29 protein-coding genes are annotated in these 25,955 nt (G+C 70.9%); 16 read left to right on the top strand and 13 right to left on the bottom strand.

What is annotated here, in order from left to right:
* Positions 1-63: 63 nt before the first annotated feature.
* Positions 64-921 carry an inositol monophosphatase family protein gene (locus LX14_RS15775; RefSeq protein WP_253648289.1) on the top strand — a complete coding sequence of 286 codons (858 nt, stop codon included), beginning with the start codon at positions 64-66 and terminating at the stop codon, positions 919-921.
* Positions 922-951: 30 nt separating this feature from the next.
* On the opposite strand, the gene cei is transcribed toward LX14_RS15775, so the two are convergent.
* Positions 952-1,656, bottom strand: coding sequence for an envelope integrity protein Cei (gene cei, locus LX14_RS15770; protein WP_253648288.1), 705 nt, complete (start codon positions 1,654-1,656; stop codon positions 952-954).
* A gap of 372 nt (positions 1,657-2,028) precedes the next feature.
* On the opposite strand from cei, the gene LX14_RS15765 reads away from it, so the two are divergent.
* Entirely contained in the window at positions 2,029-2,328 is a 300-nt protein-coding gene (locus LX14_RS15765) for a DUF4193 domain-containing protein (protein WP_253648287.1), read from the top strand.
* 119 nt (positions 2,329-2,447) lie between these two features.
* On the opposite strand, the gene LX14_RS15760 is transcribed toward LX14_RS15765, so the two are convergent.
* Positions 2,448-2,987 (bottom strand): DUF3093 domain-containing protein, encoded by a 540-nt coding sequence (locus tag LX14_RS15760; protein ID WP_253648286.1) that lies wholly within the window; start codon positions 2,985-2,987, stop codon positions 2,448-2,450.
* Positions 2,988-3,103: 116 nt separating this feature from the next.
* Between LX14_RS15760 and dut the strand changes: the two genes are divergently transcribed.
* Positions 3,104-3,598, top strand: a complete 495-nt coding sequence (gene dut, locus LX14_RS15755; protein WP_253648285.1) for a dUTP diphosphatase — start codon at positions 3,104-3,106, stop codon at positions 3,596-3,598.
* Entirely contained in the window at positions 3,595-4,452 is an 858-nt protein-coding gene (locus tag LX14_RS15750; protein WP_372505404.1) for a DUF3710 domain-containing protein, read from the top strand. Before dut ends, LX14_RS15750 begins: the two co-directional genes overlap by 4 nt.
* Here the strand turns inward: LX14_RS15750 and LX14_RS15745 are convergent.
* On the bottom strand, positions 4,440-5,216 hold the full coding sequence (locus LX14_RS15745; protein ID WP_253648284.1) for an alpha/beta hydrolase: 777 nt from the start codon (positions 5,214-5,216) through the stop codon (positions 4,440-4,442). The genes LX14_RS15750 and LX14_RS15745 overlap by 13 nt on opposite strands.
* Positions 5,217-5,402: 186 nt before the next feature.
* On the opposite strand from LX14_RS15745, the gene LX14_RS15740 reads away from it, so the two are divergent.
* On the top strand, positions 5,403-5,774 hold the full coding sequence (locus LX14_RS15740; protein WP_253648283.1) for an OB-fold nucleic acid binding domain-containing protein: 372 nt from the start codon (positions 5,403-5,405) through the stop codon (positions 5,772-5,774).
* 79 nt (positions 5,775-5,853) lie between these two features.
* Complete coding sequence (locus LX14_RS15735; protein ID WP_253648568.1) at positions 5,854-6,507, top strand: DUF3159 domain-containing protein; 654 nt, start codon at positions 5,854-5,856, stop codon at positions 6,505-6,507.
* Between the two features lie 22 nt (positions 6,508-6,529).
* On the opposite strand, the gene LX14_RS15730 is transcribed toward LX14_RS15735, so the two are convergent.
* Both LX14_RS15730 and LX14_RS15725 read right to left on the bottom strand, forming a co-directional pair.
* Positions 6,530-7,186, bottom strand: a complete 657-nt coding sequence (locus LX14_RS15730; protein ID WP_253648282.1) for a potassium channel family protein — start codon at positions 7,184-7,186, stop codon at positions 6,530-6,532.
* Complete coding sequence (locus tag LX14_RS15725; RefSeq protein ID WP_253648281.1) at positions 7,183-7,848, bottom strand: potassium channel family protein; 666 nt, start codon at positions 7,846-7,848, stop codon at positions 7,183-7,185. Before LX14_RS15725 ends, LX14_RS15730 begins: the two co-directional genes overlap by 4 nt.
* A gap of 124 nt (positions 7,849-7,972) precedes the next feature.
* On the opposite strand from LX14_RS15725, the gene LX14_RS15720 reads away from it, so the two are divergent.
* The 3 genes from LX14_RS15720 (at position 7,973) to dxs (ending at position 13,270) form a co-directional block, all read left to right on the top strand.
* On the top strand, positions 7,973-10,027 hold the full coding sequence (locus LX14_RS15720) for an APC family permease (RefSeq protein WP_253648280.1): 2,055 nt from the start codon (positions 7,973-7,975) through the stop codon (positions 10,025-10,027).
* Entirely contained in the window at positions 10,024-11,295 is a 1,272-nt protein-coding gene (locus LX14_RS15715) for a class I SAM-dependent RNA methyltransferase (protein ID WP_253648279.1), read from the top strand. Before LX14_RS15720 ends, LX14_RS15715 begins: the two co-directional genes overlap by 4 nt.
* A gap of 61 nt (positions 11,296-11,356) precedes the next feature.
* Positions 11,357-13,270: a 1-deoxy-D-xylulose-5-phosphate synthase gene (gene dxs / locus LX14_RS15710; protein ID WP_253648278.1), complete on the top strand. Its 1,914-nt coding sequence runs from the start codon at positions 11,357-11,359 to the stop codon at positions 13,268-13,270.
* Here dxs and LX14_RS15705 read toward each other — a convergent pair.
* The gene (locus LX14_RS15705) at positions 13,257-13,484 is read right to left on the bottom strand and encodes a VOC family protein (protein ID WP_253648277.1); all 228 of its coding nucleotides are present in this window, start codon (positions 13,482-13,484) and stop codon (positions 13,257-13,259) included. The genes dxs and LX14_RS15705 overlap by 14 nt on opposite strands.
* Before the next feature lie 378 nt (positions 13,485-13,862).
* On the opposite strand from LX14_RS15705, the gene LX14_RS15700 reads away from it, so the two are divergent.
* Positions 13,863-14,330 carry an SDR family NAD(P)-dependent oxidoreductase gene (locus tag LX14_RS15700; protein ID WP_253648276.1) on the top strand — a complete coding sequence of 156 codons (468 nt, stop codon included), beginning with the start codon at positions 13,863-13,865 and terminating at the stop codon, positions 14,328-14,330.
* Positions 14,327-14,602, top strand: a complete 276-nt coding sequence (locus LX14_RS15695; protein WP_253648275.1) for an SDR family oxidoreductase — start codon at positions 14,327-14,329, stop codon at positions 14,600-14,602. Before LX14_RS15700 ends, LX14_RS15695 begins: the two co-directional genes overlap by 4 nt.
* Here LX14_RS15695 and LX14_RS15690 read toward each other — a convergent pair.
* Together LX14_RS15690 and LX14_RS15685 are read right to left on the bottom strand one after the other, a co-directional pair.
* Entirely contained in the window at positions 14,596-15,936 is a 1,341-nt protein-coding gene (locus LX14_RS15690; protein ID WP_253648274.1) for an HRDC domain-containing protein, read from the bottom strand. The genes LX14_RS15695 and LX14_RS15690 overlap by 7 nt on opposite strands.
* Before the next feature lie 7 nt (positions 15,937-15,943).
* Complete coding sequence (locus tag LX14_RS15685) at positions 15,944-16,555, bottom strand: DUF3000 domain-containing protein (RefSeq protein ID WP_253648273.1); 612 nt, start codon at positions 16,553-16,555, stop codon at positions 15,944-15,946.
* A gap of 93 nt (positions 16,556-16,648) precedes the next feature.
* On the opposite strand from LX14_RS15685, the gene hemE reads away from it, so the two are divergent.
* The 3 genes from hemE to hemQ are packed head-to-tail and all read left to right on the top strand — an operon-like array spanning position 16,649 to position 19,829.
* The gene (gene hemE, locus LX14_RS15680) at positions 16,649-17,707 is read left to right on the top strand and encodes a uroporphyrinogen decarboxylase (protein ID WP_253648272.1); all 1,059 of its coding nucleotides are present in this window, start codon (positions 16,649-16,651) and stop codon (positions 17,705-17,707) included.
* On the top strand, positions 17,704-19,137 hold the full coding sequence (gene hemG, locus LX14_RS15675) for a protoporphyrinogen oxidase (RefSeq protein WP_253648271.1): 1,434 nt from the start codon (positions 17,704-17,706) through the stop codon (positions 19,135-19,137). Before hemE ends, hemG begins: the two co-directional genes overlap by 4 nt.
* Entirely contained in the window at positions 19,134-19,829 is a 696-nt protein-coding gene (hemQ, locus tag LX14_RS15670; protein WP_253648270.1) for a hydrogen peroxide-dependent heme synthase, read from the top strand. The genes hemG and hemQ overlap by 4 nt, the downstream gene beginning before the upstream one ends.
* A 13-nt stretch (positions 19,830-19,842) precedes the next feature.
* Here the strand turns inward: hemQ and msrB are convergent, their stop codons facing one another.
* The 4 genes from msrB to LX14_RS15650 all read right to left on the bottom strand — a co-directional run bounded on the left by msrB (position 19,843) and on the right by LX14_RS15650 (position 23,960).
* Positions 19,843-20,268: a peptide-methionine (R)-S-oxide reductase MsrB gene (msrB, locus tag LX14_RS15665; protein WP_253648269.1), complete on the bottom strand. Its 426-nt coding sequence runs from the start codon at positions 20,266-20,268 to the stop codon at positions 19,843-19,845.
* Positions 20,265-21,452: a glycosyltransferase family 87 protein gene (locus tag LX14_RS15660; RefSeq protein ID WP_253648567.1), complete on the bottom strand. Its 1,188-nt coding sequence runs from the start codon at positions 21,450-21,452 to the stop codon at positions 20,265-20,267. The genes msrB and LX14_RS15660 overlap by 4 nt, the downstream gene beginning before the upstream one ends.
* A gap of 107 nt (positions 21,453-21,559) precedes the next feature.
* Complete coding sequence (locus LX14_RS15655) at positions 21,560-23,149, bottom strand: alpha/beta hydrolase (protein ID WP_253648268.1); 1,590 nt, start codon at positions 23,147-23,149, stop codon at positions 21,560-21,562.
* Between the two features lie 61 nt (positions 23,150-23,210).
* The gene (locus tag LX14_RS15650; RefSeq protein WP_253648267.1) at positions 23,211-23,960 is read right to left on the bottom strand and encodes a pyrimidine reductase family protein; all 750 of its coding nucleotides are present in this window, start codon (positions 23,958-23,960) and stop codon (positions 23,211-23,213) included.
* Positions 23,961-23,980: 20 nt separating this feature from the next.
* On the opposite strand from LX14_RS15650, the gene zapE reads away from it, so the two are divergent.
* Positions 23,981-24,994: a cell division protein ZapE gene (gene zapE, locus LX14_RS15645; protein WP_253648266.1), complete on the top strand. Its 1,014-nt coding sequence runs from the start codon at positions 23,981-23,983 to the stop codon at positions 24,992-24,994.
* Position 24,995: 1 nt separating this feature from the next.
* On the opposite strand, the gene LX14_RS15640 is transcribed toward zapE, so the two are convergent.
* Positions 24,996-25,550 carry a GNAT family N-acetyltransferase gene (locus tag LX14_RS15640; RefSeq protein ID WP_253648265.1) on the bottom strand — a complete coding sequence of 185 codons (555 nt, stop codon included), beginning with the start codon at positions 25,548-25,550 and terminating at the stop codon, positions 24,996-24,998.
* Positions 25,551-25,754: 204 nt separating this feature from the next.
* On the opposite strand from LX14_RS15640, the gene LX14_RS20740 reads away from it, so the two are divergent.
* Positions 25,755-25,877, top strand: coding sequence for a hypothetical protein (locus tag LX14_RS20740; RefSeq protein ID WP_301283724.1), 123 nt, complete (start codon positions 25,755-25,757; stop codon positions 25,875-25,877).
* Positions 25,878-25,955: the final 78 nt, after the last annotated feature.

Here is a 25,955-nt window from a genome sequence, read left to right as displayed (position 1 = left end):
GTGCGGTCGCTGTCCCGCGGTCCACGGCCGAGGCGCGCCGACGGCGGGTGGGTGTGCTGACATGTGGGGGTGACGACTGCCCAGGAGCTGTCCGAGATCGCCGTCCGCGTGGCCCGTCTGGCCGCCGATCACGTCCGGACCCGACGTGCCGAGCTCATCGACGGCCTGTCGGCGCCGCTGCGCGCCGACGCGGTCACGACCAAGAGCACACCGACCGACCCGGTGACCGTGGTGGACACCGAGGCCGAGGCCCTCGTGCGGGGCGAACTGGCGCGCCTGCGACCGCACGACGCGGTCCTCGGGGAGGAGGACGGAGGCTCGGTGGAGATCCCCGAGGGCGTGCGCTGGGTGGTCGACCCCATCGACGGCACGGTGAACTTCCTCTACGGCGTCCCCGCGTACGCGATCTCGATCGGGGCCCAGATCGACGGGGAGTCGGTGGCCGGCGCGGTCGTCGACGTCTCCCGGGGCGTCGTCTACTCCGCGGCGCGAGGGGGTGGGGCGTGGCTGGATCCGGGGGACGGGACCGATCCGGTCCGGCTGCGGGCCACGGCGGCGTCGTCGGTGTCCCTGGCCCTGGTGGCCACCGGTTTCGGCTACGACCCGGCGCGGCGCGCGGCGCAGGGGGCGCTGGTCGCCGCCCTGCTCCCACGGGTGCGTGACATCCGTCGGGTGGGGTCGGCGGCGTTGGATCTGTGCATGGTGGCGGCGGGGATGGTCGACGCGCACATCGAGCACGGTCTCAACCCCTGGGACTGGGCGGCCGGGTCACTGATCGCGTCCGAGGCCGGGGCCGTCGTGCGCACCCCCGGCCCGACGACACGGGGTGCCGACGGGTTCCCGACCGTCGCCGTCGCACCGGGGATCGCCGAGGAGTTCCTCGCACTGCTCTCCGAGATCGGCGCGCTCGACCCGCTGTGACCGTGCGGTGGGCCGACGAGGGGGATCCCCTCAGCAGGCCCCGTTGTGGACGGCGCGGACCAGCGACTGGTCGGCACCGGTGGCCGCGCCACCGGTGCGGCCGCCGGCCTCGGTCGACCGCAGCGACTCCAGGACCGCCTGGGCGTCCTGACTCTGCTCGCGACTCGTGAACTGCCGTCCGAGGGCCAGGTCGACCACCGTGCCCGAGCGGCCGTCGTCGACGAGCTCGGCGCAGGGGACCGCCACCCAGACCGCCGCTGCCGCCGCGCGGCTGCCCGGACCGAAGCGGATCTGACCCACGCAGTCGAGGTTCTGGTCGGCGTAGAGCGTGTCGTCGGCGTACGGGGTGTCGGTGGCCGGGGTGAAGCCCTGCCCGGTGAGGTCGTCGAGGACGCTGCGTGCCTCCCCCCGCTTCGCCGAGGCGTTGAGGACACGCACCTGGAACGAGGCGAGGGCGGCCGGCGGTACGTCGGTCATCTGGCTCGCCTGCACCGTGGTCCGCGGGGCGGCCGAGGCCGGTGCACCCGAGGCCGAGGGCGCCGTGGAGGCGGTGGTCGGGGGGTTGCAGGTCGACGCGACCGCGTCGGACGAGCCCTTGCTCAAGGCACTCACCCAGACGATGAGCCCGAGCACGAGCAGCACCACGGCGGTGACGACGAACGGGATCCACCGGCGCCGACGGAACGGACGACCGTGGTCGTCGGTGGGATACCCCAGGGTGATCTGCGAAACCACGCTCGCCGGACTCCTTCTCGCAGGTGGGCCGCGTCGCCCGAGGGGGCGTGCGGCGCGGGTCACACAGTAGACGTCCCGGGGGTCGACCACGCCGCGACAAGCGGGTGTTGACCCCGATCGCCGGGTGGGCTACTGTCTGCCCGCCTCGCGAAGTGGAGAAAGTGGACGATCTGTTCGACACAGTGGTGGACGTCACACAAGACGACGCCTGCGATGGCAACAAATTCGACAGACGTGTCGTTTCCGAAGGAGCCGCTGCGCTCAGCGGAGACGCGACTCGAAGCAGCTGAGTCGACGACACCTCGGCACCCCATCCACCGCGAACCCCGCGTGGGAGAGGTGTCAGTCGAAGGGATGGAGTGAAGGCGCACCATGGCTACTGATTACGACGCTCCTCGCCGCACCGAGACCGAGGACATCGGCGAGGACTCGCTCGAGGAACTGAAGGCTCGGCGGAGCGAGGCCCAGGCCGCGTCCGTCGACGTCGACGACAGCGACACCGCGGAGTCGTTCGAACTCCCCGGCGCCGACCTCTCCGGCGAAGAACTGTCCGTACGGGTCGTCCCGAAGCAGGCAGACGAGTTCACGTGCACGAGTTGCTTTCTCGTGTACCACCGCAGCCGCCTGGCCCGTGAGAACGGTTCCTCGCTGATCTGTGTCGACTGCGCATAGGACGACCTCCCCGGTGGTCACATCCGTGACCACCGGCCGACACCACGACGGCGCCGCCCCCATCCGGGGCGGCGCCGTCGTCGTGTGTCGGGTGGGTCGGGCGGACGGTGTCCGGTGACCTATGCAGACGGGGTCCGCGGTTCCGGTGGCTCCTGTGAGGCATCGGTGAACCCGAGTGCCGCGATGAGCTCGCCCGGGCGGCGGGTGCTCACCAACCAGTACGGCGTGGGGTCGTCGGGGTCGTCGAGGACGATCAACACCATCGTCTTCACCCATGCGCGGTGCATGAGATAGGCGGCCGGGTCGAGCTGACGGCCCAGGGCCGCGCTCTTGGCCGTCTCCGGGATCGACGCCGTGCGGGCGATCACCGAGGCCGGCAGGTGGGCCTTGTTCGCCCACAGCTCGCCGTCGGCGGCCACGCGCACCTGGACGCGTCCCATCGACCAGATGAGCCAGGCCGCCAGGGCGGCCACCAGTGGGTAGGCGATGAACGACACCGTCGCGTGTCGCGCGGCGAGCTGGATCTCGTACCCCAGCACGCCGGTGACCACGAGGCCGGCGCCCCACCACCACAGCGGGACGGTCAGGCGTTCGCTGAACCGGTCGCCCGCCTGCGACGGCGTCGCCGCCGGGGGAGGGGTGGCGTGCTGGTCACTCATGGGTCGTGCCGCAGATCATCGGTCCTCGTCGATCGTCTCGTCGTCGGTGACACGCGGGCGTGCCAGGGGCCCAGGGTGTCCCGGATCGGCCGACGGCGCCAGCGTAGTCTTCCAGCGTGGCAGTCGACGCGCAGGTCAGCACGGTTGCGTTCCGCCGGCTCGATCGGGGACTTCCTCCGCCGCGACGCGCCCACGAGGGTGACGCGGGGGTGGATCTGTACAGCGCTATCGCCACGACGATCGCCCCCGGGGAGCGGCAGGTGGTGCCCACCGGCATCGCCATCGCCCTCCCGGTCGGCACCGTGGGGCTCATCCATCCCCGGTCGGGGCTGGCGGCGCGTGCGGGCCTGTCGATCGTGAACACACCCGGCACCGTCGACGCGGGGTACCGCGGCGAGATCAAGGTGTGTCTGATCAACCTCGACCCGCGTGACCCGATCGCGATCGACCGCGGCGACCGGATCGCGCAACTGCTGGTGCAGCGGGTGGAGTTACCGGAGTTCGACGAGGTCGACTCCCTGGACGAGACGAGCCGGGGTGCGGGCGGGTACGGGTCGAGCGGTGGCCACGGTCTGCTCGACAGCCAGCACGAGCGGAGAGGTGACCAGTGAGCGACAAGACATCACGCTCGGACGGACCGACCATCGGTGACGGCGCGGGTCCGTACGACATCGAGGAACTCGGCGGCGGACTCGACCTCGACAACTCCCACCTCGATCTCGGGTCGGTGTTGGTGCCGGTCGTCGAGGGGGGACAGGTCACGGTCGAGATGACCGCGGATCACCAGCCGCAGGCCGTGTACCTCGTGACGCCGCACGGACGGATCAGCGTCGCCGCGTTCGCCGCACCCCGGTCGCCGGGGCTGTGGGCCGAGGTCGTCACCGAGCTGGTCGAGTCGCTGCGCGCCGACGGCGCGACCGCGACCACCGAGTCGGGGCACTGGGGTCGCGAGGTGCTCGGGACCGTCCCGGGCGCGGTCCATCGCTTCATCGGCGCCGACGGCCCGCGGTGGATGGTCCGGTGTGTCGCCAGCGCGCCGCCGGAGACCGCCGACGACCTCGCCCACGTCGCGCGTGCGGTGCTCAGCGAGACCGTCGTCCGACGTGGCGGCGATCCGTTCCCTCCACGCGAGGCGTTGCCCGTGGTGTTGCCGGCCGTGCTGGCCGAGCAGGTCGCCGCGGCGCAGGAGCAGATGGCGCAGGACGGTGCGTTCACACAGAACGGCATGGTCGATCCCGGTACGACGGACGCCCCCGCGCCCGTCGAGTCCGCGGCGCCCGAGGGCGCGGTGGGCCAGTCGGCGCGCGCCCAGGTGGTCGGCGAGGACGGTGCGCCGGTCGTCGACGATCCGACCGACACGATCGACCCGGCCCCCGAGACCGACGAACCCGCCGAGGAGCCCTCGGGCAAGCGCCGGTCGTCGGGTTCGGCCATGCAACGCCTGCGGCGTCGTCAGGGTCGCTGACCGCGCCTGTTCTCCGCTCGCCCCGACGCGGTCGTGAGCCCGACGAGCACGTCCAGCGCGGTACGGCTGATCGTCCCCGGATCGGCGGCCCACTCCTCGAAGGAGATGGTCCCCATCGAGCCGGTGTGCACCTGACGCGCCCACTCCTGTGCGACCGCGGCGGGATGTACGGGATCGTCGGCGATCGCGATCAGGGCTGTCGGGGCCGCGAGTCGCGCGAGGTCCTCGGACGACGGGATGACCGTGGTCGCGGCCTCCCGCAGGTGGGCGGTCAGATGAGGTCCCAGCGCAGTCCACGACCGGGTCAACTCGTCCGCCAACCACGGCGGTGCGCCTGCCCGCAGCGCTGCGAGCGCGGCGTCGAGGCCCTCGTCCTCCAGGAGCGCCACCGTGGTGAGTGCCGCCGCGGCGGCGGGCGCCGGGGACGCGGCCGACCCTCCTGCCGCCCAGGGCGGGGCGGCGGCGACCACCGCAGCACAATCCGTTCCGGCGCGGGCACCCCAGTGCACCGCGACGCACCCACCGATGGAGACGCCGGCGGCGATCACCGGCCCTGACCGGGCCGCGGCGTCCAGTGCCTCGAGACAGGTGGCGACGATGCCCGCCGGGCCCGGGTCCACGGCCACCAGCGGGACCCCCAGGGCGTCGGCGAGAGGGCCGAAGGCGCGTCGCGCGTAGTGCCCGTCGGACCCCGCCCCGGGCATCGCCACCAGCGTCGATACGGTGAGGTCGAGGGTGCGGTCGGGAGGCGTTCGGGGGCTCACCCGACGATGCTCCCCCGCAGGTGGTGCGCCCGTGTCACGGGGTCTACCCTGGGGTTCCGGTGACGGCAGATCGTCGTCGCCGACGCGTCCCGACGAGCCCTCTCGCCGAGACCCGAGAAGGGTGATGATGATCCGTGGCCGGAGGCCCGCAATGATCGTTCCCGTCCTGTCGTCCGAGGTGCTCTCATGACCGCGGCCGGCTATCTGAAGCGGCTGGGCAAGCGTCTCACCGCCGATCTCGAGGAACTCGACGCCGAGCAGATCTCCGAACAGTCCCAGGCGACAGGCGCGCAGCGCGCGTGTGACTGTGGTCAGGGCGAGGAGGTCAGCATGCTCGGGGAACTCCGCTCGGTGCAGACCTGTTCCAAGGCCGCGAAGACCGGCGTCGTCGCCGAGTTCTTCGACGGCACCGACGTCGTGGTCCTCAAGTGGATCGGCCGCAACCGCATCCCGGGCATCGAACCCGGCCGGAAGCTGACCGTGCGCGGACGCCTCGGTGTGAAGGACGGCGTGAAGGTCGTCTACAACCCCTACTACGAGCTGCTCGGTGACGACTGACGGCTCGCAGCCGGACGGTGGTGCCGACACGCGCGCCGTCGACGAGGTCGACCCACCGGTACCCACCCTCCTCGAGCAGATGGGCGGCCCCTGGGGCCTGATCTACTCGACCGTGCCGATCGTGGTGTTCGTCGCGGTCAACGCACTCTCGTCGCTCATGCCCGCGATCGTCGCCGCGATCGGTGTGTCGGTGGCGATCGCCGTCCTGCGCATCGCGCGTCGGGAGCCGGTACAGCCCGCGGTGTCCGGGTTCTTCGGCGTCGCCATCTGCGCCTTCATCGCCTATCGCACGGGCGATGCCAAGGGCTTCTTCCTGTTCGGCATCTGGAGCACCCTCGTCTACGCCGGCGCCTTCGTCCTGTCGATCCTGGTGCGCTGGCCGCTCGTCGGCGTGATCTGGAACGTCGTGAACGCCAACGGGACCGACTGGCGCAAGGATCGGCGCACCCTGCTCGCCTACGACCTCGCGACCGCCGTGTGGGCGGTGCTCTTCGGGGTCCGCTACCTCGTGCAGTCGTTCCTCTACGACTCCGACCAGACCGGGTGGCTCGCCGCGGCGCGGATCGGGATGGGGTGGCCCCTCACCGCGGTGGCGGCACTGGCGACCGTGCTGCTCGTTCGCTGGGCCGAGCGCACCACCGACGACCCCGACGATGCCGCCGACCCGGGTGTGTCCTCCGACGACGACGCCCGTGGCGCCGTCGAGACCGACGGGCCGCCCCCGCGTCGCTGACGCGACCGCGCGAGCGGGCCGGTCAGGACCGCAGGATCGACTGCAGCTCGTCCTCCACGTCGGCGGGGGCGATGAACACCAGCTCGTCGCCGCCCTCCACGGGATCGTCGGCCTGGGGGACGATCACCCGCCCACCGCGCAGGATCGCGACCAGCGCGGCGTCGCGGGGGAGTTCCAGTTTGCGGACCGGCTTGCCGGCGAACGAGGTGTCCTGCGGCAGCGTGATCTCCACCAGGTTCGCCTGTCCCTGACGGAACGTCATCAGCCGGACCAGGTCTCCGACCGAGACGGCCTCCTCCACGAGCGACGCGAGGATGCGCGGGGTGGAGACGGCGACGTCCACGCCCCAGTCCTCACCGAACAGCCATTCGTTGCGCGGGTCGTTCACCCGGGCGACGACACGCCCGACCGCGAACTCGGTCTTCGCCAGAAGGGCGACGACGAGGTTCGCCTTGTCGTCACCGGTGGCCGCGACCACCACGTCGAAGGTCTGCAGATGCGCCTGCTCGAGGTTGTCGAGCTCGCATGCGTCGGCGTGGACCCACGTCGCGCCGACCACCGCGTCCTCGTCGATGTTCTCGCGACGGCGCTCGAGCAGGACCACCTCGTGCTCACCGGCGATCAACTCGCGCGCGATGGATCGGCCGACCGCTCCGGCACCGGCGATGGCGACCTTCATTCCGATTCCTCCCGGGGGGCGCCCGCGATGGCGAACGCCTCGTCGCGATGGTCGCGCAGCACCGCGACGTAGACGGTGTCGTCCTGTTGGAGCACGGTCCGCGGCTCGGGCAGCAGGGAGGTGCCGACGCGGCTGATGAACGCGATCCGCGCGCCGGTCTCCTCCTGGAACACCTTCGCCGTCTGTCCGATCCAGCTCTCGTGCACCGTGATCTGGGTGACCAGCACCGACCCCGACGGGTCCCGCCAGGCGGTGGCGGCGTCACCCACGCCCAGCGCGGCGACGAACCGCTGCGTGGTCCACGGCACCGTGGCGACGGTGGGGATCCCGAGCCGCTCGTACACGGCGGCCCGCTTCGCGTCGTAGATGCGGGCGACGACGCGCTCGACGCCGAACGTCTCCCGCGCGACGCGCGCGGCGATGATGTTGGAGTTGTCGCCCGAGGACACCGCGGCGAACGCGTCGGCCTCGGCGATGCCGGCCGCCTCGAGGACGTCGCGGTCGAAGCCGACACCACGGACCGTCGTCCCCGAGAACGACGGGCTCAGTCGTCGGAAGGCGGACTCCTCGCGGTCGACGACGGCGACCGTGTGGCCCTTGTTGTCGAGTGCCTGCGCGAGAGACGACCCCACGCGGCCGCATCCCATGATCACTACCCGCACCGTGTGTGTGCTCCCATCCGGGGTGACGAATCGCGTCGATGCGCGGGGGTCGACCTCCCGCTGCTGTGAGCCGAACGCTACCGCCCGCCATCGCGCGCTGTGCGGCCACGTCTAAGGTTGCCTCGTGTCCACGGTGTCCACCGTCTCGGTCGCGGCCAAGCGCCTGCTGCTGGGTCGTCCGTTCCGTAGCGACAAGCTCGGGCACACCCTGTTGCCCAAGCGGATCGCGCTGCCCGTGTTCGCCTCCGACGCGATGTCGTCGGTCGCCTACGCGCCGCAGGAGATCTTCCTCGTGCTGTCCGTCGCCGGGATGTCGGCCTACGCCTACACGCCCTGGATCGGTCTCGCCGTCGCGATCGTGATGGCGGTGGTGGTGGCGAGCTACCGGCAGAACGTGCACGCCTACCCCTCCGGTGGTGGTGACTACGAGGTGGCAACGGTCAATCTCGGCCCGAAGGCCGGGCTCACCGTCGGCAGCGCGCTCCTCGTCGACTACGTCCTGACGGTGGCGGTGTCGATCTCGTCGGCCGCGGAGAACATCGGCTCGGCGATCCCGTTCGTGGAACAGCACCGGGTGTTGTTCTGTGTGGTGGCGATCGTCCTGCTCACCAGCGTCAACCTGCGCGGCATCCGCGAGTCGGGCACGGCCTTCGCCATCCCCACCTACGCGTTCATCGCCGGCATGGTGGTGATGCTGGTCTGGGGTTTCGTGCAGGTGTTCGCCCTCGGCGACAGCATCCGGTCGGAGACCGCCGACTTCGGCGTGAAGGCCGAGAACAACCATCTGGTCGGCATCGCGTTCGTGTTCCTCATCGCGCGCGCCTTCTCGTCGGGCTGCGCGGCGCTCACCGGTGTCGAGGCCATCAGCAACGGCGTCCCGGCGTTCCAGAAGCCGAAGTCCCGTAACGCCGCGACCACGTTGCTCCTCCTGGGCAGCATCGCGATCGTGCTGCTCATGGGCATCATCGTGCTCGCGCGGGAGGTCGGCGCGAAGTACGTGGAGAACCCGGCGGCGGATCTCGTGGGGGCGCCCGCGGGGTACCAGCAGAAGTCCCTGGTCGCGCAACTCGCCCACGCCGTGTTCTCCGGCTTCACGCCCGGTTTCTACTTCGTCACCATCGTCACGGCACTCATCCTCGTGCTCGCCGCGAACACCGCGTTCAACGGCTTCCCCGTGCTGGGATCGGTGCTGGCGCAGGACCGGTACCTGCCGCGTCAGCTGCACACCCGCGGCGACCGGCTCGCGTTCAGCAACGGCATCCTGTTCCTCGCCTTCGCCGCGATCGCGTTCGTGGTCGCGTTCGGCGCCCAGGTCACCGCGCTGATCCAGCTGTACATCGTCGGCGTGTTCGTCTCGTTCACGCTCTCCCAGATCGGCATGGTCCGGCACTGGACACGTCACCTGCGGTCCGAGTCCGACCCGCAGGCCCGTAGCCGGATGCAGCGCTCGCGGGTCGTGAACTCGGTGGGTCTGCTGATGACCGGGACGGTGCTGATCATCGTGCTGATCACGAAGTTCCTCGCGGGGGCGTGGATCGCGATCGTCGCGATGGTCGCGATCTTCGTGCTCATGCAGCTGATCCACCGTCACTACGCATCGGTGCAGCACGAGCTCGACATCAGCGACGAGGACGTCGTGCTGCCGAGCCGGACGCACTCGGTGGTGCTCGTCTCCAAGATCCACCTGCCGACCAAACGTGCCCTCGCCTACGCCCGCGCCACCCGGCCGGACACGCTCGAGGCGATCACCGTCAACGTCGACGACCGCGACACCCGCCGGCTCGTCGCCGAGTGGGAGGCCAGCGAGCTGACCGTTCCCCTGAAGGTCATCGCCTCGCCGTATCGCGAGGTGACGCGTCCGGTCATCGACTACGTCCGGCGCATCCGACGGGAGTCGCCCCGTGACGTCATCACCGTGTTCATCCCGGAGTACGTCGTCGGTCACTGGTGGGAGCAGATCCTGCACAACCAGTCCGCGCTCCGGCTGAAGGGCAGGCTCCTGTTCGAGCCGAACGTCATGGTCACCTCGGTCCCGTGGCAGCTGTCCTCGTCGGATCGCCGCAAGGACCGGGATCGCGACTACATGGCGCCCGGAGACACCCGCCGCGGCATGGTGGGCACCGGGGACATACCGCCGGCCGCGGTGGCGTCCACCGACCGCGACCGCCGGCCGTCGTGACCGCACCGGGGATCGGGGACACCGTCGAACTCGACGGGCTGCGGGCCGGCAACGGTGGCGTCATGGTCGGACGTCACGACGGTCGTGTGGTGTTCGTCCGCGGCGCACTGCCCGACGAACGCGTGGTCGCGCGGATCACCGACGACCGGCGCTCGTCGTATCTGTCCGCCACGGTCGAGGAGATCCTCGAGTCGTCGGACCATCGCGTCCCGGACCGCTGTGCCGCCGCGACGGCGGGGGCGGGGTGCTGCGACCTCTCCCACGCCGACGACGCAGGCGCCCGGGCGGTCAAGAACCAGGTGATCGCCGATCTGCTGGGGCGCATCGGCGGATTCGACGAGTCGGTGTCCTCGACGGTCGAGATGCGCACCCTGACCCCGACCAGCGCGTATCGCACCCGCGTCCGGATGCCGGCCGCCGCCGACGGTGCCGCGGGCAACCATGTGCGGTCCGGGGACGGTGTGGTGACCGGCGCGCGGTGCGCCCAACCCGTGCCCGAGATCCTCGACGCCGTCGGAGGTCGGGCGTGGACTCCCGGTGCCGAGGTCGTCGCGGTCCGCGGCGACGACGGAGTGGTCCACCTCGCCGAGCGTGCCCCCGACACCCGCACGCCCCGCCACTCCCGCTCGACCCGATCGCGTGCGCAGCGATCGCGGGCCAGGCAGTCGAGGACGTCGGTCACCCCCGTCGAGGGTGGTGGTGTCGTCCATCGTCGGGTCGGAGGGCGGCAGTGGTCGGTCCCGGTCACGGGCTTCTGGCAGGCGCACGTCGACGGCGCCGCCGGGTACAGCGCGCTCGTCGCCGAGATGGCCGCGGCCCACGCCCCCGACGCGCGGACTGCGTGGGACCTGTACGGCGGCGTCGGGGTGTTCGCGGGGACGCTGTGCGATGTCCTGCCCTCTCTGGAGCACGTGACCGTTGTCGAGTCCGACGCCGAGGCCGTCGCCGCGGCGCGTGTCACGTTCGCCGACGACCACCGGGTCGCCGCCTACCGCGGCCCCGTCGCCGGGGCGGTGCGGGCGCTGCCCTCGCCCGACGTCGTCGTCGCGGACCCGCCGCGATCGGGGCTCGGAGCCGAGATCGTCGACGCGATCGCCGCGGCGCGCCCGTCCGTCATCGTCCATGTGGGCTGCGACCCGGCCGCGGCGGCCCGCGACCTCGGGCTGTTCAGCCGCCGTGGATACGTCCCGGCCCGGATCGTCGCGGTCGACGCTTTCGGTCTGACGCATCACGTCGAGGTCGTCGCGGCCCTCGTTTCCGTAGACTGATCGGACCATGGTGGTGTGCCGTGGCCGGTTCGGCCGGGGTGCGGAAGGGAGCGTCGGGCGCATGGGCGTGTTGGAACGAGTGGGGCGACCGCGGGATCTGCGGACCCTCACGACCGACGAACTCGACGAGCTCGCCGCCGAGATCCGGGCGTTCCTCATCGCGAAGGTGTCCGCCGTCGGCGGTCATCTCGGCCCCAACCTCGGCGTCGTCGAACTGACCCTCGCGGTGCACCGGGTGTTCGACTCCCCGCACGACGCGGTCATCTTCGACACCGGCCATCAGTCCTACGTGCACAAGATCGTCACCGGTCGTCGTGAGGGCTTCGACACGCTGCGCCAGCGCGGTGGCCTCACCGGGTACCAGGAGCGGGCCGAGAGCGAACACGACTGGGTGGAGTCGTCGCACGCCTCGGCCGCTCTGTCCTATGCGGACGGTCTGAGCAAGGCGTTCGAACTCGACGATCTCGACCGACACGTGGTGGCCATCGTCGGTGACGGAGCACTCACCGGTGGCATGTGCTGGGAGGCGCTGAACAACATCACCGCCGGTGATCGTCCCGTCGTCGTGGTCGTCAACGACAACGGGCGGTCGTATGCGCCGACCATCGGCGGCTTCGCGAAGAACCTCGCCGCCCTGCGCTTGCAGCCGGGCTACGAGAAGGTGCTCGACGAGGCCCGCAAGATGCTGACCGGCGTCCCTGTCGTGGGCTCCCTGGCCTACGCCGTCCTGCACAGCATGAAGAGCGGGGTCAAGGACTTCCTCGCCCCCCAGGCGATGTTCACCGACCTCGGCATCAAGTACGTCGGTCCGGTCGACGGCCACGACCGCGCCGCGATGGAGAGCGCGCTGTCGCATGCGAAGGCGTTCGGTGGCCCGGTCATCGTGCACGCGGTGACCCGCAAGGGCATGGGGTACGCACCGGCCGAGAACGACGAGGCCGACCAGATGCACGGCATCGGGATCATCGACCCTCGCACCGGCCGCGCGACGAGCGTGCCGCCGCAGGACTGGAGTTCGGTGTTCTCGGCGTCCCTGGTCGAGGCCGCGGCGCGGCGTGACGACATCGTCGCCGTGGTGGCGGCGATGGCCGGCCCCACGGGGCTCGCACCGTTCGCCGAACGGTTCCCGGACCGCATCTTCGACGTGGGCATCGCCGAGCAGCACGCATTGACCTCCGCGGCGGGGCTCGCCCTGGGAGGCAAGCATCCCGTCGTGGCGATCTACTCGACCTTCCTCAACCGTGCTTTCGATCAGCTGCTCATGGACGTCGCGTTGCTGAAGCAACCGGTGACCCTCGTGCTCGACCGGGCCGGCGTGACCGGACCCGACGGGCCCAGCCACCACGGCATGTGGGACCTGTCGCTGATGGCCCTCGTCCCCGGGATGCGGGTCGCGGCCCCCCGTGACGCCGTGCGTCTGCGCGAGGAGCTCGGTGAGGCGCTCGACACCGACACCGGTCCGACGGCTCTGCGCTACTCCAAGGGCGCTGTGCCCGAGGACATCCGCGCCGTCGAACGCCTCGACGACGGTGTCGACGTCCTGCACCGGTCACCCGGGACCGATCCGGCCGACGTGCTCATCGTGGGTGTCGGTGCGTTCTGCACGCTCGCGGTCGACACCGCCGAACGTCTCGCCAAGCAGGGCGTCCGTGCGACCGTCGTGGACCCGCGCTGGGTGCTGCCCGTTCCCGACAGCATCGTCGACCTTGCCCGCGTGCATCGGCTCGTCGTGACCGTCGAGGACTCGGGGATCCAGGGTGGAGTCGGATCGGCAGTCGCCCGTCGTCTGCAGGCGGAGAACGTCGACGTCGTCCTGCAGCAGCGCGGTATCCCTCAGGAGTTCCTCGCGCACGCCTCCCGCGGGGAGATCCTCTCCGAGATCGGGCTCACCGCACAGGATCTCGCGCGCGGGATCACCTCGACCGTGGCGACGATGCAGTCGGTGCCCATCACCGACGACGTCACCGCTCGCTGACTCCTGATTCCCCGCTGGGGATGGTCCTGCGTCCGATCGGCGCCTGGAATCTGATGAGGTAACCGTCGGGATCGGCGACGAGAAACTGTTCGACGCCGACTTCGGTGTGGTCATCGGTTCGGTACCACTTCGTTTCCGGCGACATGAACAGCCCATAGGACTTGTCGCCGAGGGCGGCGAGGATGGGGTGGAGTCGTGGCACACCGATCTGCAAGTTGATGCCCCGTCCAGTGGCACCTCGAGCGGTCCGGTGACCCAGTTCCGACCGACTCCGCGTTGCTCGAGCATGAGGCAGGCCGAGCCGAGCGAGATGCATGCGAAGCCCTCGTCGGGGCGCTCATAGTCGACCTGGAAGCCGCAGAGCCCGCAATAGAATTCGAGGCTGTTCTGCGTGTCACTCACCAGGAGTTCAGGCACCAGAGAGGGCCCGACCACAGACGCGTCCACGCGCTGATCCTGGCAGATCGTCCAGATGGCGCAACCCGTCGTCACTGGATTTCCTCTCGGATACCGCAGCGCGCGAACAGGACATGCTCGATCGACCCACTGTCGCCCGGCTGCGCTGACCGTGGAGTTCTCGTACTGTCGAACGATGGTCGTCGCAGGACGCTTCACCAACAAACACATCGTCATCACGGGCGTCACCAGCGGTATCGGCAGAGCCGGCGCTCTTCGGTTGGCGTCTGAGGGCGCACGTCTGACCCTGACCGGGACGAACCCGGCTCGCATCGCTGCCCTGCGTGACGACATCCCCGAAGCTGCCGTGGTGCTCAACGACTCCGCGTCCCGCGACAGCGGTGTCGAGTTGGCGCGCGTGATCGACGGAGGCGTGGACGGTTTGTGGCTGAACGCCGGCCGCGCGACGGTGGCCGCGGTCGACCAGATCGCCGTGGAGGACTTCGACAGTCTCGTCGCGACGAATGTGCGTGGGCCGTTCCTCCAGTTGGCCGCAATCGCTCCGATGCTCGATGACGGTGCAGCCGTGCTCGTCACCTCGTCGACCTCGCCTATGAAGCAGCGGCCGGCACGTCGCTGTACTCCGCGACGAAGGCCGCGATGATCGCCGCCGCGCAGTGCTGGGCGACCGAACTCGCGCCGCGCCACATCCGCGTGAACGCAATCGTCCCCGGTGCGACAGCGACCGACTTCCGGCATTTCATGACGACAGAAACCCGTTCGGCCTTCGAGAGTGGCGTCCTCGCGCAGGTTCCGCTCGGCCGTACCGCATCACCCGACGAGGTCGCCGCGCTCGCCGCGTTCCTGATGTCCGACGAGGCCGGCTACATCACAGGCAGCCAACACGTTGTCGACGGCGGTCTCCTGCGTCACTGACCGTCGACGTCGACGTCGACGTCGGCGTCAACCGGCCCGGCTGCTGCCACGGTCAACGCCTCCGCGAGCACCGGTGCGCAGAGTTCTGCCTGCCACGGACGCGCGCCCGCGGCCACAAGACGTGTCGTGACCTCGTCTTCTGTGGTCGGTTCGACACCGTCCCAACAGATCTGACGCAACAGGTCGGGTTGGAGAAGGTTCTCCACCGGTGTCAGCACCCGGTCGGACAGGGCGGCCATCGCCGGCCGAGCCGCACCGATCCGGGCTGCGGCATCGGGATTGCGGTTGGCCCACCGGTTGACCGCCGGCAGTCCCGTGGTGGGCGCCGACCGGGGCGGGAGCTCGGAATCGGGCAGCCGTCGAGCACGGTCGAGGGCGTCGAACCATCGTCGTACCGACCGTCGTTGACGATGTCCGCCGAACACCGGCAGGGCGACGAGTTCTTCCACGGATGCGGGGCCCTTCGTGGCCGCGGCGACGATGGCCGAGTCCGGCAGGACACGTCCCGGGGCGACGTCACGCTGGGCGGCGAGCTCCTCACGCGTCGTCCACAGTTCCCGGACCGCGGCGAGCGTCCGAGGCGCCTTCACGGTGTGCAGTCCCGACGTGCGTCGCCACCGGTCGACGCGGGGTGGGGGCTCCGGCTTGGTGCGGACGTGGTCGAATTCCTGTTCCGCCCAGGCGGTCTTGCCGGCCTCGTCGAGGGCAGTCGCGACGGCGTCGCGCAGCTCCACGAGCACCTCGACGTCCAGCGCGGCGTAGTTGAGCCAGTCGTCGGGCAGGGGTCGCTTCGACCAGTCCGCGGCCCCGTGCCCCTTGGCCAGGCCGAGGCCGAGGAAGTGGGCGACCATCGCCGCGAGGTTGACCCGGGGCACCCCGAGCAGTCGCCCGGCGAGTTCGGTGTCGAACAGGTCGGCGCACACGAAACCGAGCTCACGCAGACACGGCAGGTCCTGATCGGCGGCATGCAGCACCCACTGTGGACCGTCGAGCACCTCGATCAGGGGGCCCAGGGCATCGGGGTTGTCGATGGGGTCGATCAGGAACGAGCCGGACCCGCGGCGCCGGATCTGGATGAGATAGGCGCGGTTGGAGTAGCGGAAGCCCGACGCACGTTCGGTGTCGAGTGCGATCGGACCCTCGCCGTCGGCCAAACGCGCTGCGGCGTCCGCGAACTCGCTGGGGTACGACAGGACCGGCGGGACGCCCTCGGCAGGGGAGTCGAGGGGGGTGACGACGGGCTCGTCGGTGACGTCCGGCTCGGTGGCGTCCGAGTCGGGGGCGTCCGGCTCGACGGGATCGGTCCCGGGATCGTCGGTGGTGGGGTGTGTCATCCGCGTCTCAGGTGACGTGGTCGCCGACACCGAGCGAGGTGACTCCGCTCGGCGGCAGACCGGCGGCCAGCGACAGGACGTCGCAGAACGCCTCGACGTGGGCGGCGAGATCGACACTCAGCGCTGTCCACGACGCGCGCAGCTCCAACTGGTGTGCCCTCGGAGGTCCTGCGATGTCCCCGTAGCGGACCGACGTGGTCGAGGTCACCGTGCCGCCGAGTGCGGTCACGCTGGCGTCGGACAACGGGTCGGCTGCGAGCGCGTCCACCAACCAACTCCACGCCACCTCGGGCAGCAGGGGGTCGGTGGCCAGTGCGGCCTCGACCTCGGCCTGGATGAAGGCGACGAGGCGCATCGTCCCGTTCCAGGCGTCCTGTCCCTCGGGGTCGTACAGGAGGATCAACCGGCCGAAGGCGGAGCCGTCGGAGTCGGTGGGGATGGGCGCGGAGTCGGGGTCGATGGTGCGGACCTCCGCCCCGATGGCGTGGCTGAAGGGCGCGAGTCGCTGGGGCGGACGAATGCTGCCGACCTCGATGTCGGGGCGTATACGCGCAGCGTGCATCGAGTCGACCGCGCAACGGAAATCGTCGGGCTCCGTGCGAGCCCCGGATGAGGTCACCCGAGAACGGTAGGCCGAACGCGGGCCCGGACGCAGGAGGCGCGCCGTCGGGTGCGCGGAGGCGACGACCGGCCGTGGGACGATGACACCGTGATGACGCAGCAGACGCCGGGCCACGTGCGCCGCATGCCCCTGATCGCGGCCGCGACCGGTGGGACGCCGTCGCGCCGACCCATCTGGTTCATGCGGCAGGCAGGCCGGTCGTTGCCCGAGTACCGCGCCATCCGCGCGAACCGGGGGATGCTCGAGTCCTGCTTCGACGCGGAGCTGGTCGCGGAGATCACCCTGCAGCCGGTGCGCAGGCACGGTGTCGACGCGGCGATCCTGTTCTCCGACATCGTCGTGCCCCTGCGCGCCGCCGGCATCGACCTCGACATCGTCTCCGGGACGGGACCGGTCATCGCCTCGCCTGTGCGCGACCGCGCCGCCGTCGACGCGCTGCCCCGCCTGATGCCGGCCGAGGTGGGCTCGATCGCGAAGGGCATCGAGGGGATCCTCGCCGAACTCCCCGACTCCACGGCCCTCATCGGGTTCGCGGGCGCGCCGTTCACCTTGGCGTCCTACCTGGTGGAGGGCGGTCCCAGCCGCACCTACGAGCGCACCAAGGCGCTGATGCACGGGGACACCCCGACCTGGGAGCGTCTCGTCGCGGCACTCGCCGACATCACCATCGCCTTCCTGCGGGTCCAGCTCGACGCCGGCGTCCATGCCGTGCAGCTGTTCGACTCGTGGGCCGGCGCGTTGTCGCTCGCCGACTACCGCAGGTTCGTCGCACCGCAGACCCGTCGTGTGCTGGCCGAGGTCGCCGACTACGGCCGCCCCCGCATCCACTTCGGGGTCGGCACCGGGGAGCTGCTGCACGAGATGGGTGCGGTCGGGGCCGACGTGGTCGGCGTGGACTGGCGCATCCCCCTCGACGACGCCGCCCGCCGCATCGGTCCGGGCAAGGCGATCCAGGGCAACATCGACCCGTCGATCCTGTCCGCGCCGTGGGAGGTCGTCGAGGCCGAGGTCCGTCGTGTCCTCGCCGAGGGCGATGCAGCCGTGGCCGCCGGCGCGGTCGGTCACGTCGTGAACCTCGGACACGGCGTCCTGCCGAACACCGACCCCGACGTGCTCACGCGCATCGTCGAGCTGGTCCACTCGGCGTGACCGCGCACGGCGGACCGGGGGCAACGCACCGCGTCGCCGTCGTGGGCGCCGGGGTGTCGGGACTCGTCACCGCGCTGGCGGTGCGCGACGCGCTCGGAGCCGACTGCCGGATCGACGTGTTCGAGGGGTCGTCGCGGCCCGGTGGACTCCTGACGTCTCGCACGGTCGCGGGTCTCGACGTCGACGCCGGCGCGGAGTCGTTCATCGTGCGCCGTCCTGAGGCTGTCGCCCTGATCGACAGGCTGGGGCTGTCGGGCCATGTCGTGACACCGACCGGACGGCGACCGGCGGTTCTCGCCCGCGGGCGGCTGCAGCCACTCCCGCGACCCACCGTCATGGGCATCCCCGCCGCGGCCGCTGCGGTCTCCGACGTCGCGGACGCCGACGCCCTCGAGCGGATGGCGACCGAGCCCGACAGGCCGTTCGAGTGGACCCCCGGCGGCGACGTGGCGATCGGGGCGTTGGTCGGCGACCGTTTCGGTCGATCGGTTGTGGACCGCAGCGTCGACCCGATGCTGTCGGGGGTCTACTCCGCCCGCGCCGACGACATCGGGCTCCGGGCGGCGCTGCCGCAGATCGCGGCTCGGCTCGACGCCGGTGCGACGAGTCTGACCGAGGCGGTCGGCGCTGTGCTGCCGCCGACGTCGGGGGCGCCGGTCTTCGGGGCGCTCGACACCGGGTACCGCACGCTGGTCGACGCGCTTGTCGACGCCGCGGGCGTCGAGCCCACCTATGACGACCCCGTCGCGGCGGTCACCGCCGACGGCGACCGGTGGACGGTGGAGCACGGGAACGGGTCCGTGACGGTCCACGACGCCGTGGTCCTGGCCGTGCCCGCCCCCGCAGCTGCGCGTCTGCTCGCGAGCGCGGCACCCGTCGCGGCGACCGCGCTACGCGAGGTGGAGGTCGCCGGGTCGGCGCTCGTGGTGATGGCGCTGGCGGAATCGGTGCGCCTGCCGGACAACTCGGGGGTCCTCGTCGCCACCGGTGAGGCGACCACAGCGAAGGCCATCACGCTGTCGTCGCAGAAATGGCCGCACCTGAGCGGCGGTCCACAGCTGGTGCGCGTGTCGTTCGGCCGTCTCGGCGATCCGGTGGACGACATGTCCGACGACGACCTCACCGCCGCGGCGGTCGCCGACCTCGGTCTGGTGTCCGACCTCGGCGGCGGCGTCGCACCGGGTCGCGGTGATGTCCTCGACGCGGTCGTCCAGCGCTGGCCGGTCGGACTCCCGCGCTACGCGCCGGGTCACGGCGATCTCGTCGCGCGGGTCGACGCCGCGCTGCCGCGGGGCCTGGCGACCAGCGGGGCCAGCTACGGGGGAGTGGGTGTGCCCGCGTGCATCGCCCGCGCCCGCGTCGCCACCGATCGCATCGTCGCCGATCTCACGCTCACCGGCGGATCGTCCGATGGCACGATGGAGCGATGACCCGCCTCGACTACAGCACGCTCAACTCGACCGTGCGCTACCTCATGTTCTCGGTGTTCTCGGTGCGGCCGGGTGAGCTCCCCGCCGACCGCGCCGACGTCATCGCCGAGACCCGCGAATTCGTCGAGAAGCTCGAGACCACCGGCGTCGTGGTGCGCGGGCTCTACGACGTCGCGGGTATGCGCGCCGACGCGGACTTCATGATCTGGTGGCACGCCGAGCGCATCGAGGACCTGCAGCGCGCCTACGCCGACTTCCGTCGTACGACCACACTCGGTCGTGCCTGCACCGCCGTGTGGAGCAACGCCGCGCTGCACCGACCGGCGGAGTTCAACAAGAGCCATGTACCGGCGTTCCTCGCCGGCGAGGAGGCGGGCGCCTACATCTGCGTCTACCCGTTCGTCCGCAGCTACGAGTGGTACCTGCTGCCCGACGCCGAGCGCCGGAAGATGCTCGCCGACCACGGCATGGCGGCGCGCGAGTACAAGGACGTGCGCGCCAACACCGTGGCGTCGTTCGCCCTCGGTGACTACGAGTGGCTGCTGGCGTTCGAGGCGCCGGAACTGCACCGCATCGTCGACCTCATGCGTGACCTGCGGGCCACCGAGGCGCGCATGCACGTGCGCGAGGAGACCCCGTTCTTCACGGGCCCCCGCGTCGAGGTCGACCAGCTCGTCGCCGCGCTGCCCTGACGATCGCGGGCGGTCAGGCCTCTTCGAGGCGCATCGAGATGCTGTTGATGCAGTAGCGCAGGTCGGTGGGGGTGTCGTAGCCCTCGCCGGCGAAGACGTGGCCCAGGTGGCTGCCGCAGTTCGCACACAGCACCTCGGTGCGCGACATGCCCATCGACCGGTCCTCGTGCTCGATGATCGCGTCGCCGGCGAGGGGGCTGAAGAACGACGGCCACCCGCAGTGGGAGTCGAATTTCTGCTCGCTGCGGAACAGCTCGGCGTCGCAGGCGCGGCAGCGGTAGACGCCGACGGTCTTTGTGTCGGTGTACTCACCGACGAACGGCGCCTCCGTGCCCGCCTGCCGCAGCACCCGGTACTCGTCCGGGGTCAGCTGCGCGCGCCATTCCTCATCGGTCTTCTGGACGGGGGGAGTGGTGCTGCTGGTGCGATCGACGCTCATGCATCCACGGTAGCGCGCGACGACTCCCTCTCGTCCGCGTCGCGCCCTCCCCGCAGGTCGAGCCAGCGGAAGAGCAACACGCAGAAGATGGTGATCAGCAACAGTGACCACCCCCAGGTCACCTTGTTGTATTCGAGGGAGCGGCCGAACGCGGCCCAGCGGTTGGAGAGGAACGAGTCGAACGTCATGCATCCGACCACGCCCAACCACGCGGGCCAGGCGCGCATCACCGACCCGGGGCGGACGACGGTCATCAGCAGCGGGAACAGCAGCATCGAGTAGTAGCCCTGGCCGAGGGAGGACACCAGGAACGATGCGACGAGCAGCACGCCGGTGGACGTCGTCGCCCAGAGGAGCTCGTCGGTGTGGCGGTACTGCGTGTACAGGAACCACAGGCAGAACACGGCCATGAGCACGAACGCGATGCGCAGGACGTACAGCAGCCACGGCTGGACGCCGAAGTAGGCGCCGTTGCCGGCGATCGAGCTGTTGTAGTAGTCCCGCGCCTCCCCGAGGTACGGCACGGTCCGCTTGATGAACTGCACCGGATCGGTCGACAGCGGCCACGCGAGCACGGTGAGGACCAGGGGGATCCCGACGGCCCCGGCGAACACCCGCCAGCGCCGCGTCAGCAGGGGCAGCAGCAACAGCGGGGCGAGAACGGGTTTGACCGCGAGGGTGAGGCCGATGGGCACCCCGGCCCACCAGTCCCGTCGCCTCAGCATCAACAGCAGGAACGCGACCTCGCCGAGCAGGACGAACGAGTTGAAGTTCGTGAAGATCAGTGTGTGCGCGACGGTCTCGGTGCAGAAGAAGAAGAACAGGACGACGGGCAACGCGACCGACCGGCCGTCGAAACCGAACATCCGCACGAGCAGGTACGCCGACGCGATCAGCGCCACGACCGAGACGGCGATGAACAGCCATCGGGCACGTTCGGGGTCGATGTAGGCGATCGGTGACATGAGCAGGGTCCCCGACGGTGGGTACAGATAGTGCGGGTCGACGGTGTCATAGTTCTCGCCGTAGACCGCCCGGCCGTTCAGGAAGGCGAGCGCCGCGTCGTAGACGGGCCGGAAGTCGTCGGTGCGGTCGCCGTTGACGCCCATGATCATGGACCGCTGCAGGATGACCACGACGGTGATCGGCCAGAGGACGAGGGCCACGATCCGCTCGATGGGCATCGCGGGGAACAGACGGGAATCCCTCCGCGGGGTGAGGTCTGGCGGCACCCGCGAACCGTACTACGTGGTGGCACCCGGATCGGCGAGGCACCGGTGGCGTCGGGACATCAGGACGGACAGGCCCCGGACGGGGGGATGTCGCCCGACCGCGCGTAGCGGTCGACGATGTCGGCGGCGCAGTCGGAGTGGGCGGTGACGCCGTAGCCCGGCCCGTCCCGCGTGATGGTCGACGACTTCCCGCCCGCGGTCAGGATGACCGGTGCGATGGCCCCGGCCCCGGTGCCGCCGTTGATGGTGTCCAGGCCGCTGGTGAGGATCAACACCGGCACGTCGAAGCCCGTCGGACGCGGAGCGGCGGGTCCCGCGGGCCACCCCGAGCACCGCAGCAGCGACAGCGCCGTGTCGGTGCCGGTGTAGGGGTATCGGGGTCCCCACGCCTGCTCGAGGGTCGTGACGTCGTTGCGGGCGACCCCGTTGCTGGTGTCGTTGCAGCGCGACAGCAACTGGCCGTCGGTGCCGCGCAGCGCCCGCGCCCGCGCCGCGGCGGCGGTCAGGGCGGGGGAGTCGCCGCCGGCGAGGAGGCCGGCGACCCGGGTGATCGTCGAGGCGCGATCGCTGGTGGTCAGGGCCAGCTCCGTCGTGAGCGCGGCCAGGACGTCGCTGTCGGAGAGGTCGCCGAGCCGGCCGTCGGCGCCCTGCTGCACCAGGGACCGGATGGCCGCGCCGGGGTCGGCGCCCAGCGCACATCCCTGGGACGCGCAGTCGGAGGCGAAGGTCGCGACGGCGGCATCGGTCCCGGCAGCGACCTGCTGCGCACGATCACGCGCGGAGGAACCGTAGGCGGCGGGGGTGTCCAGGACGAGGCGCGCGACGCGGTCGCGGTAGAGGCCGGCGTAGGCGAGCGCCACGTCGGCACCCGAGCCGACGCCGACGATGCCGACCCGGTCCACGCCCCACAGTCGGCGCAGCGCCTCGAGGTCGCCGGCGGCGTTGGTGGCGGTGTAGGCGACCTGGTGAGGGCTCAGCGTGTCGTTGCAGGCGTCGGCGCCCTCGGCGGCGGTGGCGGCCAGGCGGTCCGATCGCGCGGGGGTGGCCCGCGTGGCCGGTGTCAGGCCGTTGTCGAGTATCACCGACCGTTCGATGCGCGTCAGACAGTCGACGGCGGAGCTGGCGCCGGTCCCGCGCCGGTCGACGGCGACGAGCGGGTGATCGGCCAGCACCGCACGACCGGACCCGGCCGCCATGAGCAGCCCGGCGACGGACGACGGGAGGTCGGTGCCGGAGGTGAGCACCAGCGGCGCGGCGGTCGCCGGCGTCGTCGTCATGCGGACCCGCACGGCCGACACGTCGACCGAGTCCCGTGTCTCGACGCCCGGGGTGATCGTCGCCTCGAAGGACGCGCAGTCCAGGCGGACGTCTGCGGCAGGGTTCGGCAGACCCAGTCGCGACGCCAGGTCGGTGGCACAGGGCCGCCAGGCGAGGTCGTTGCGTGGAGCGGCGAGCTCGGGTGGTCGGGGTGTGCTCGACGCGGGGGCGCCGATGCCGCCGCCGTCGTCGACGACCAGCGGGGGGCCGGTGTCGGGGCCGACCGCGCATCCCGCGGCGACCACACCGACCGTCACGGCGGCGACAGCGACGACGAGACCGCGTCGCAGCCTGCGCGATCCGGTGGTCCGCGGCGTCGGGGTCGGGCGCATGTCGGCGAGCGTAGTCATCGGCGTGCGGTCGACCGTGGAACCGTCGCCGTGGCCGGTGATCTCAGCGCTCGCCGCCGGACCGTGACCACCGGGTGAAGAGGAACCCGTCGTCGTCGGCCAGCACGTGATCGCGGGTCATCGTCCTGGGGTCGATCTCGTCGTCGCTGTGCGCGATGCGGCCTGCGCCGCCGGCCAGCATGGTCGGGCCGATGGTGAGACACAGCTCGTCGACCAGATCGGCCGCGGCGAGGCGTCCGAGCAGCCCGGGGCCGCCTTCGCTGAGCACCCGCCACCGTCCGCGGGAGGCCAGGTGGGCGAGGGCACGGGTGAGGTCGACCGAATCGGTGCCGCAGTCGACGAGCGTGGCACCGGCCTCGGTCAACCGACGCCGACGGTCGTCCGGCGCCGACGAGCACGTCAACACGGTGGTCTGCGGTGCGGTGACCGCGGGCGAGTCCTCGCGCAGGCTCAGTGAACCGGACACGATCGCCAGGGTCGGCGCGGTGGGGTCGTCGGGGTCGGCGTCGATGGCGCCGTAGTCCTCGCCGGTGACCGTGCCCGACCCGACGAGGACCACATCGCACAACGCGCGCAGGACGTCGAAGACCGTCTTGTCCCCGTCGCCACCGAGCCCCGCGGAGGCCCCGTCCTGGCTCGCGGCGCCGTCGAGCGAGGTCACCATGTTGACCCGCACGTGGCACCGCGGGTCCGGGTGGTCGGGCTCGGGGTAGGCGTACAGCCGTCTCAGCTCGGCGTCGTCGACTGTGACCTGGGTCGCCTTCTGGACGAGGTACATCCGTTCATTGTCCATGTCGTCGCTACTGTCAGCGGATGACCGCACGTCTGATCGACCGTTCTCCGCAGGTGCCCCCGGAGGCGCTGGTGGACCAGATGGTGCCGCCGCCGATGTTCGACGACGTCAGCTTCGACTCCTACATCCCGGACCCCGACGAGCCGTCACAGGCGGCGGCGGTGGAGGCCGGTCGCGAGTTCGTCGACCGCGCGCAGAAGGCGCGGGCGGGGAAGAAGAGCCTGTTCGGCAAGAAGACGCCGGGTCAGGGCGTCGGTCTTTACCTCGACGGCGGGTTCGGTGTCGGCAAGACCCACCTCCTGGCCTCGATCTACCACCAGATGCCCGAGCCGAAGGCGTTCGCCACGTTCGTCGAGCTGACCCACGTCGTCGGGGCGCTCGGCTTCACCGCGTCGGTGGAGCGGCTGTCGCAGCACAGCGTCATCTGCATCGACGAGTTCGAGCTCGACGACCCCGGCGACACGATGCTGGTGTCCCGTCTGCTGACCGAGCTCACGGCGAAGGGCGTGTCCATCGCCGCGACGTCGAACACGCTGCCGGGCCAGCTGGGGGAGGGGCGCTTCGCGGCACAGGACTTCCTGCGGGAGATCCGCAAGCTCGCCGGCGTCTTCGACGCCGTCCGCGTCGACGGTCCCGACTACCGGCACCGCGACCTGCCGCCGGCCCCGGACCCACACTCCGACGCCGAGCTCGCCGAGTTGGCCGAACGCACCGAGGGCGCCACGCTCGACGAGTTCGACGCGCTGTGCAAGCACCTCGGGACGCTGCACCCGTCGAAGTACAAGGCGCTCGTCGAGGGCGTCACGCTCGCCTGCGTCTCGGGTGTCCACGCCGCACCGGACCAGACCGTCGCGTTGCGACTCGTCGTCCTCGCCGACCGCCTCTACGACGCGAACATCCCCCTGATGGTGTCCGGGGGCAAGCTCGACGAGCTGTTCACCGAGGAGATGCTGGCCGGCGGCTACCGCAAGAAGTACCTGCGTGCCACGTCGCGCCTTCTCGCGCTGTCGCGGTTCGCCGAGTCGTCGAACTGAGTCAGAGTTCGCGGAGCATGACGTAGTCCCGCTCCTCGATCCCGCCGAGCCAGAACGACTTCCGGCCGACGGCGACGAAACCGCACTTGCCGTAGAACCGCTGTGCCCGCATGTTGACGTCGCTCACGCCCAACCACACGGCGACGCTGCCACGATCGGCCGCGGCCTGCAGTGACCGCGCCACGAGGGCGTGGGATGTGCCTGAGCCGTGGGCGGATTCGAGGACGTAGACCTTCGACAGTTCGGAGACCGGCCGCGGGGTGACGGCCTCGCGCACCTCGTCGTCGGTGGGCTCGCCGTGGACGATCAGCGTGTACCCGACGATCGCGCCACCCGCGTCGCGACCGATGAGGAGATCACGGTCGTCGGCGACGATGTGCTCGCGGAAGTGTGCCGGTGTCAGGTTCGCCGCGATGAAGGCGTCCGTGGACTCCGAGGTCGTCCCCGGCGGGCACGCCAGCGGGAACGTCGCCGCCGCGACGGCTGCGACAGCCTCGGCGAGGTCGGGGTCGGTCACGGTCTCGACCGTCGGAGCGGGTGTCGTCACGCCGGTCATCACAGCACAGGACACGTCGGATCCACCGCGCTGGTTCACCCGAGCAGCTCGCGCCGACCTGCTCATGCTGTGGCTGTCAGGAGGGGTGGATGAACCAGTCGCGACCGGACTCAACTTTGATGAAACGAATCAATGCTTTGCGCTGTGACATTTACCGTCGCGGTGCGGACGCCGTGCGGCGTCCCGTTCGGGAAAGGATCGATCATGGGCTCTCTGGAGAACATCAACGCACTGCTCACGCTGCTCAACAGTCTCGGCGGCGCGCCGAGCGCCGGCGTCGGCGGACTCGGTCTCGGCCAGCTGCTGACCGGCCTGTTCGGCGGCTGACGCGCGACTCGGCGCGCATCGCCCCCGGTGGAGTAGCCGGGGGCGATGCGCGTTTCCCAGCCCGGCGGCGCGACCGAA

Source organism: Williamsia deligens (genome assembly GCF_024171765.1).
Classification (GTDB): Bacteria; Actinomycetota; Actinomycetes; order Mycobacteriales; family Mycobacteriaceae; genus Williamsia_A; species Williamsia_A deligens.
This window is presented reverse-complemented; position numbering and strand designations above follow the sequence as displayed.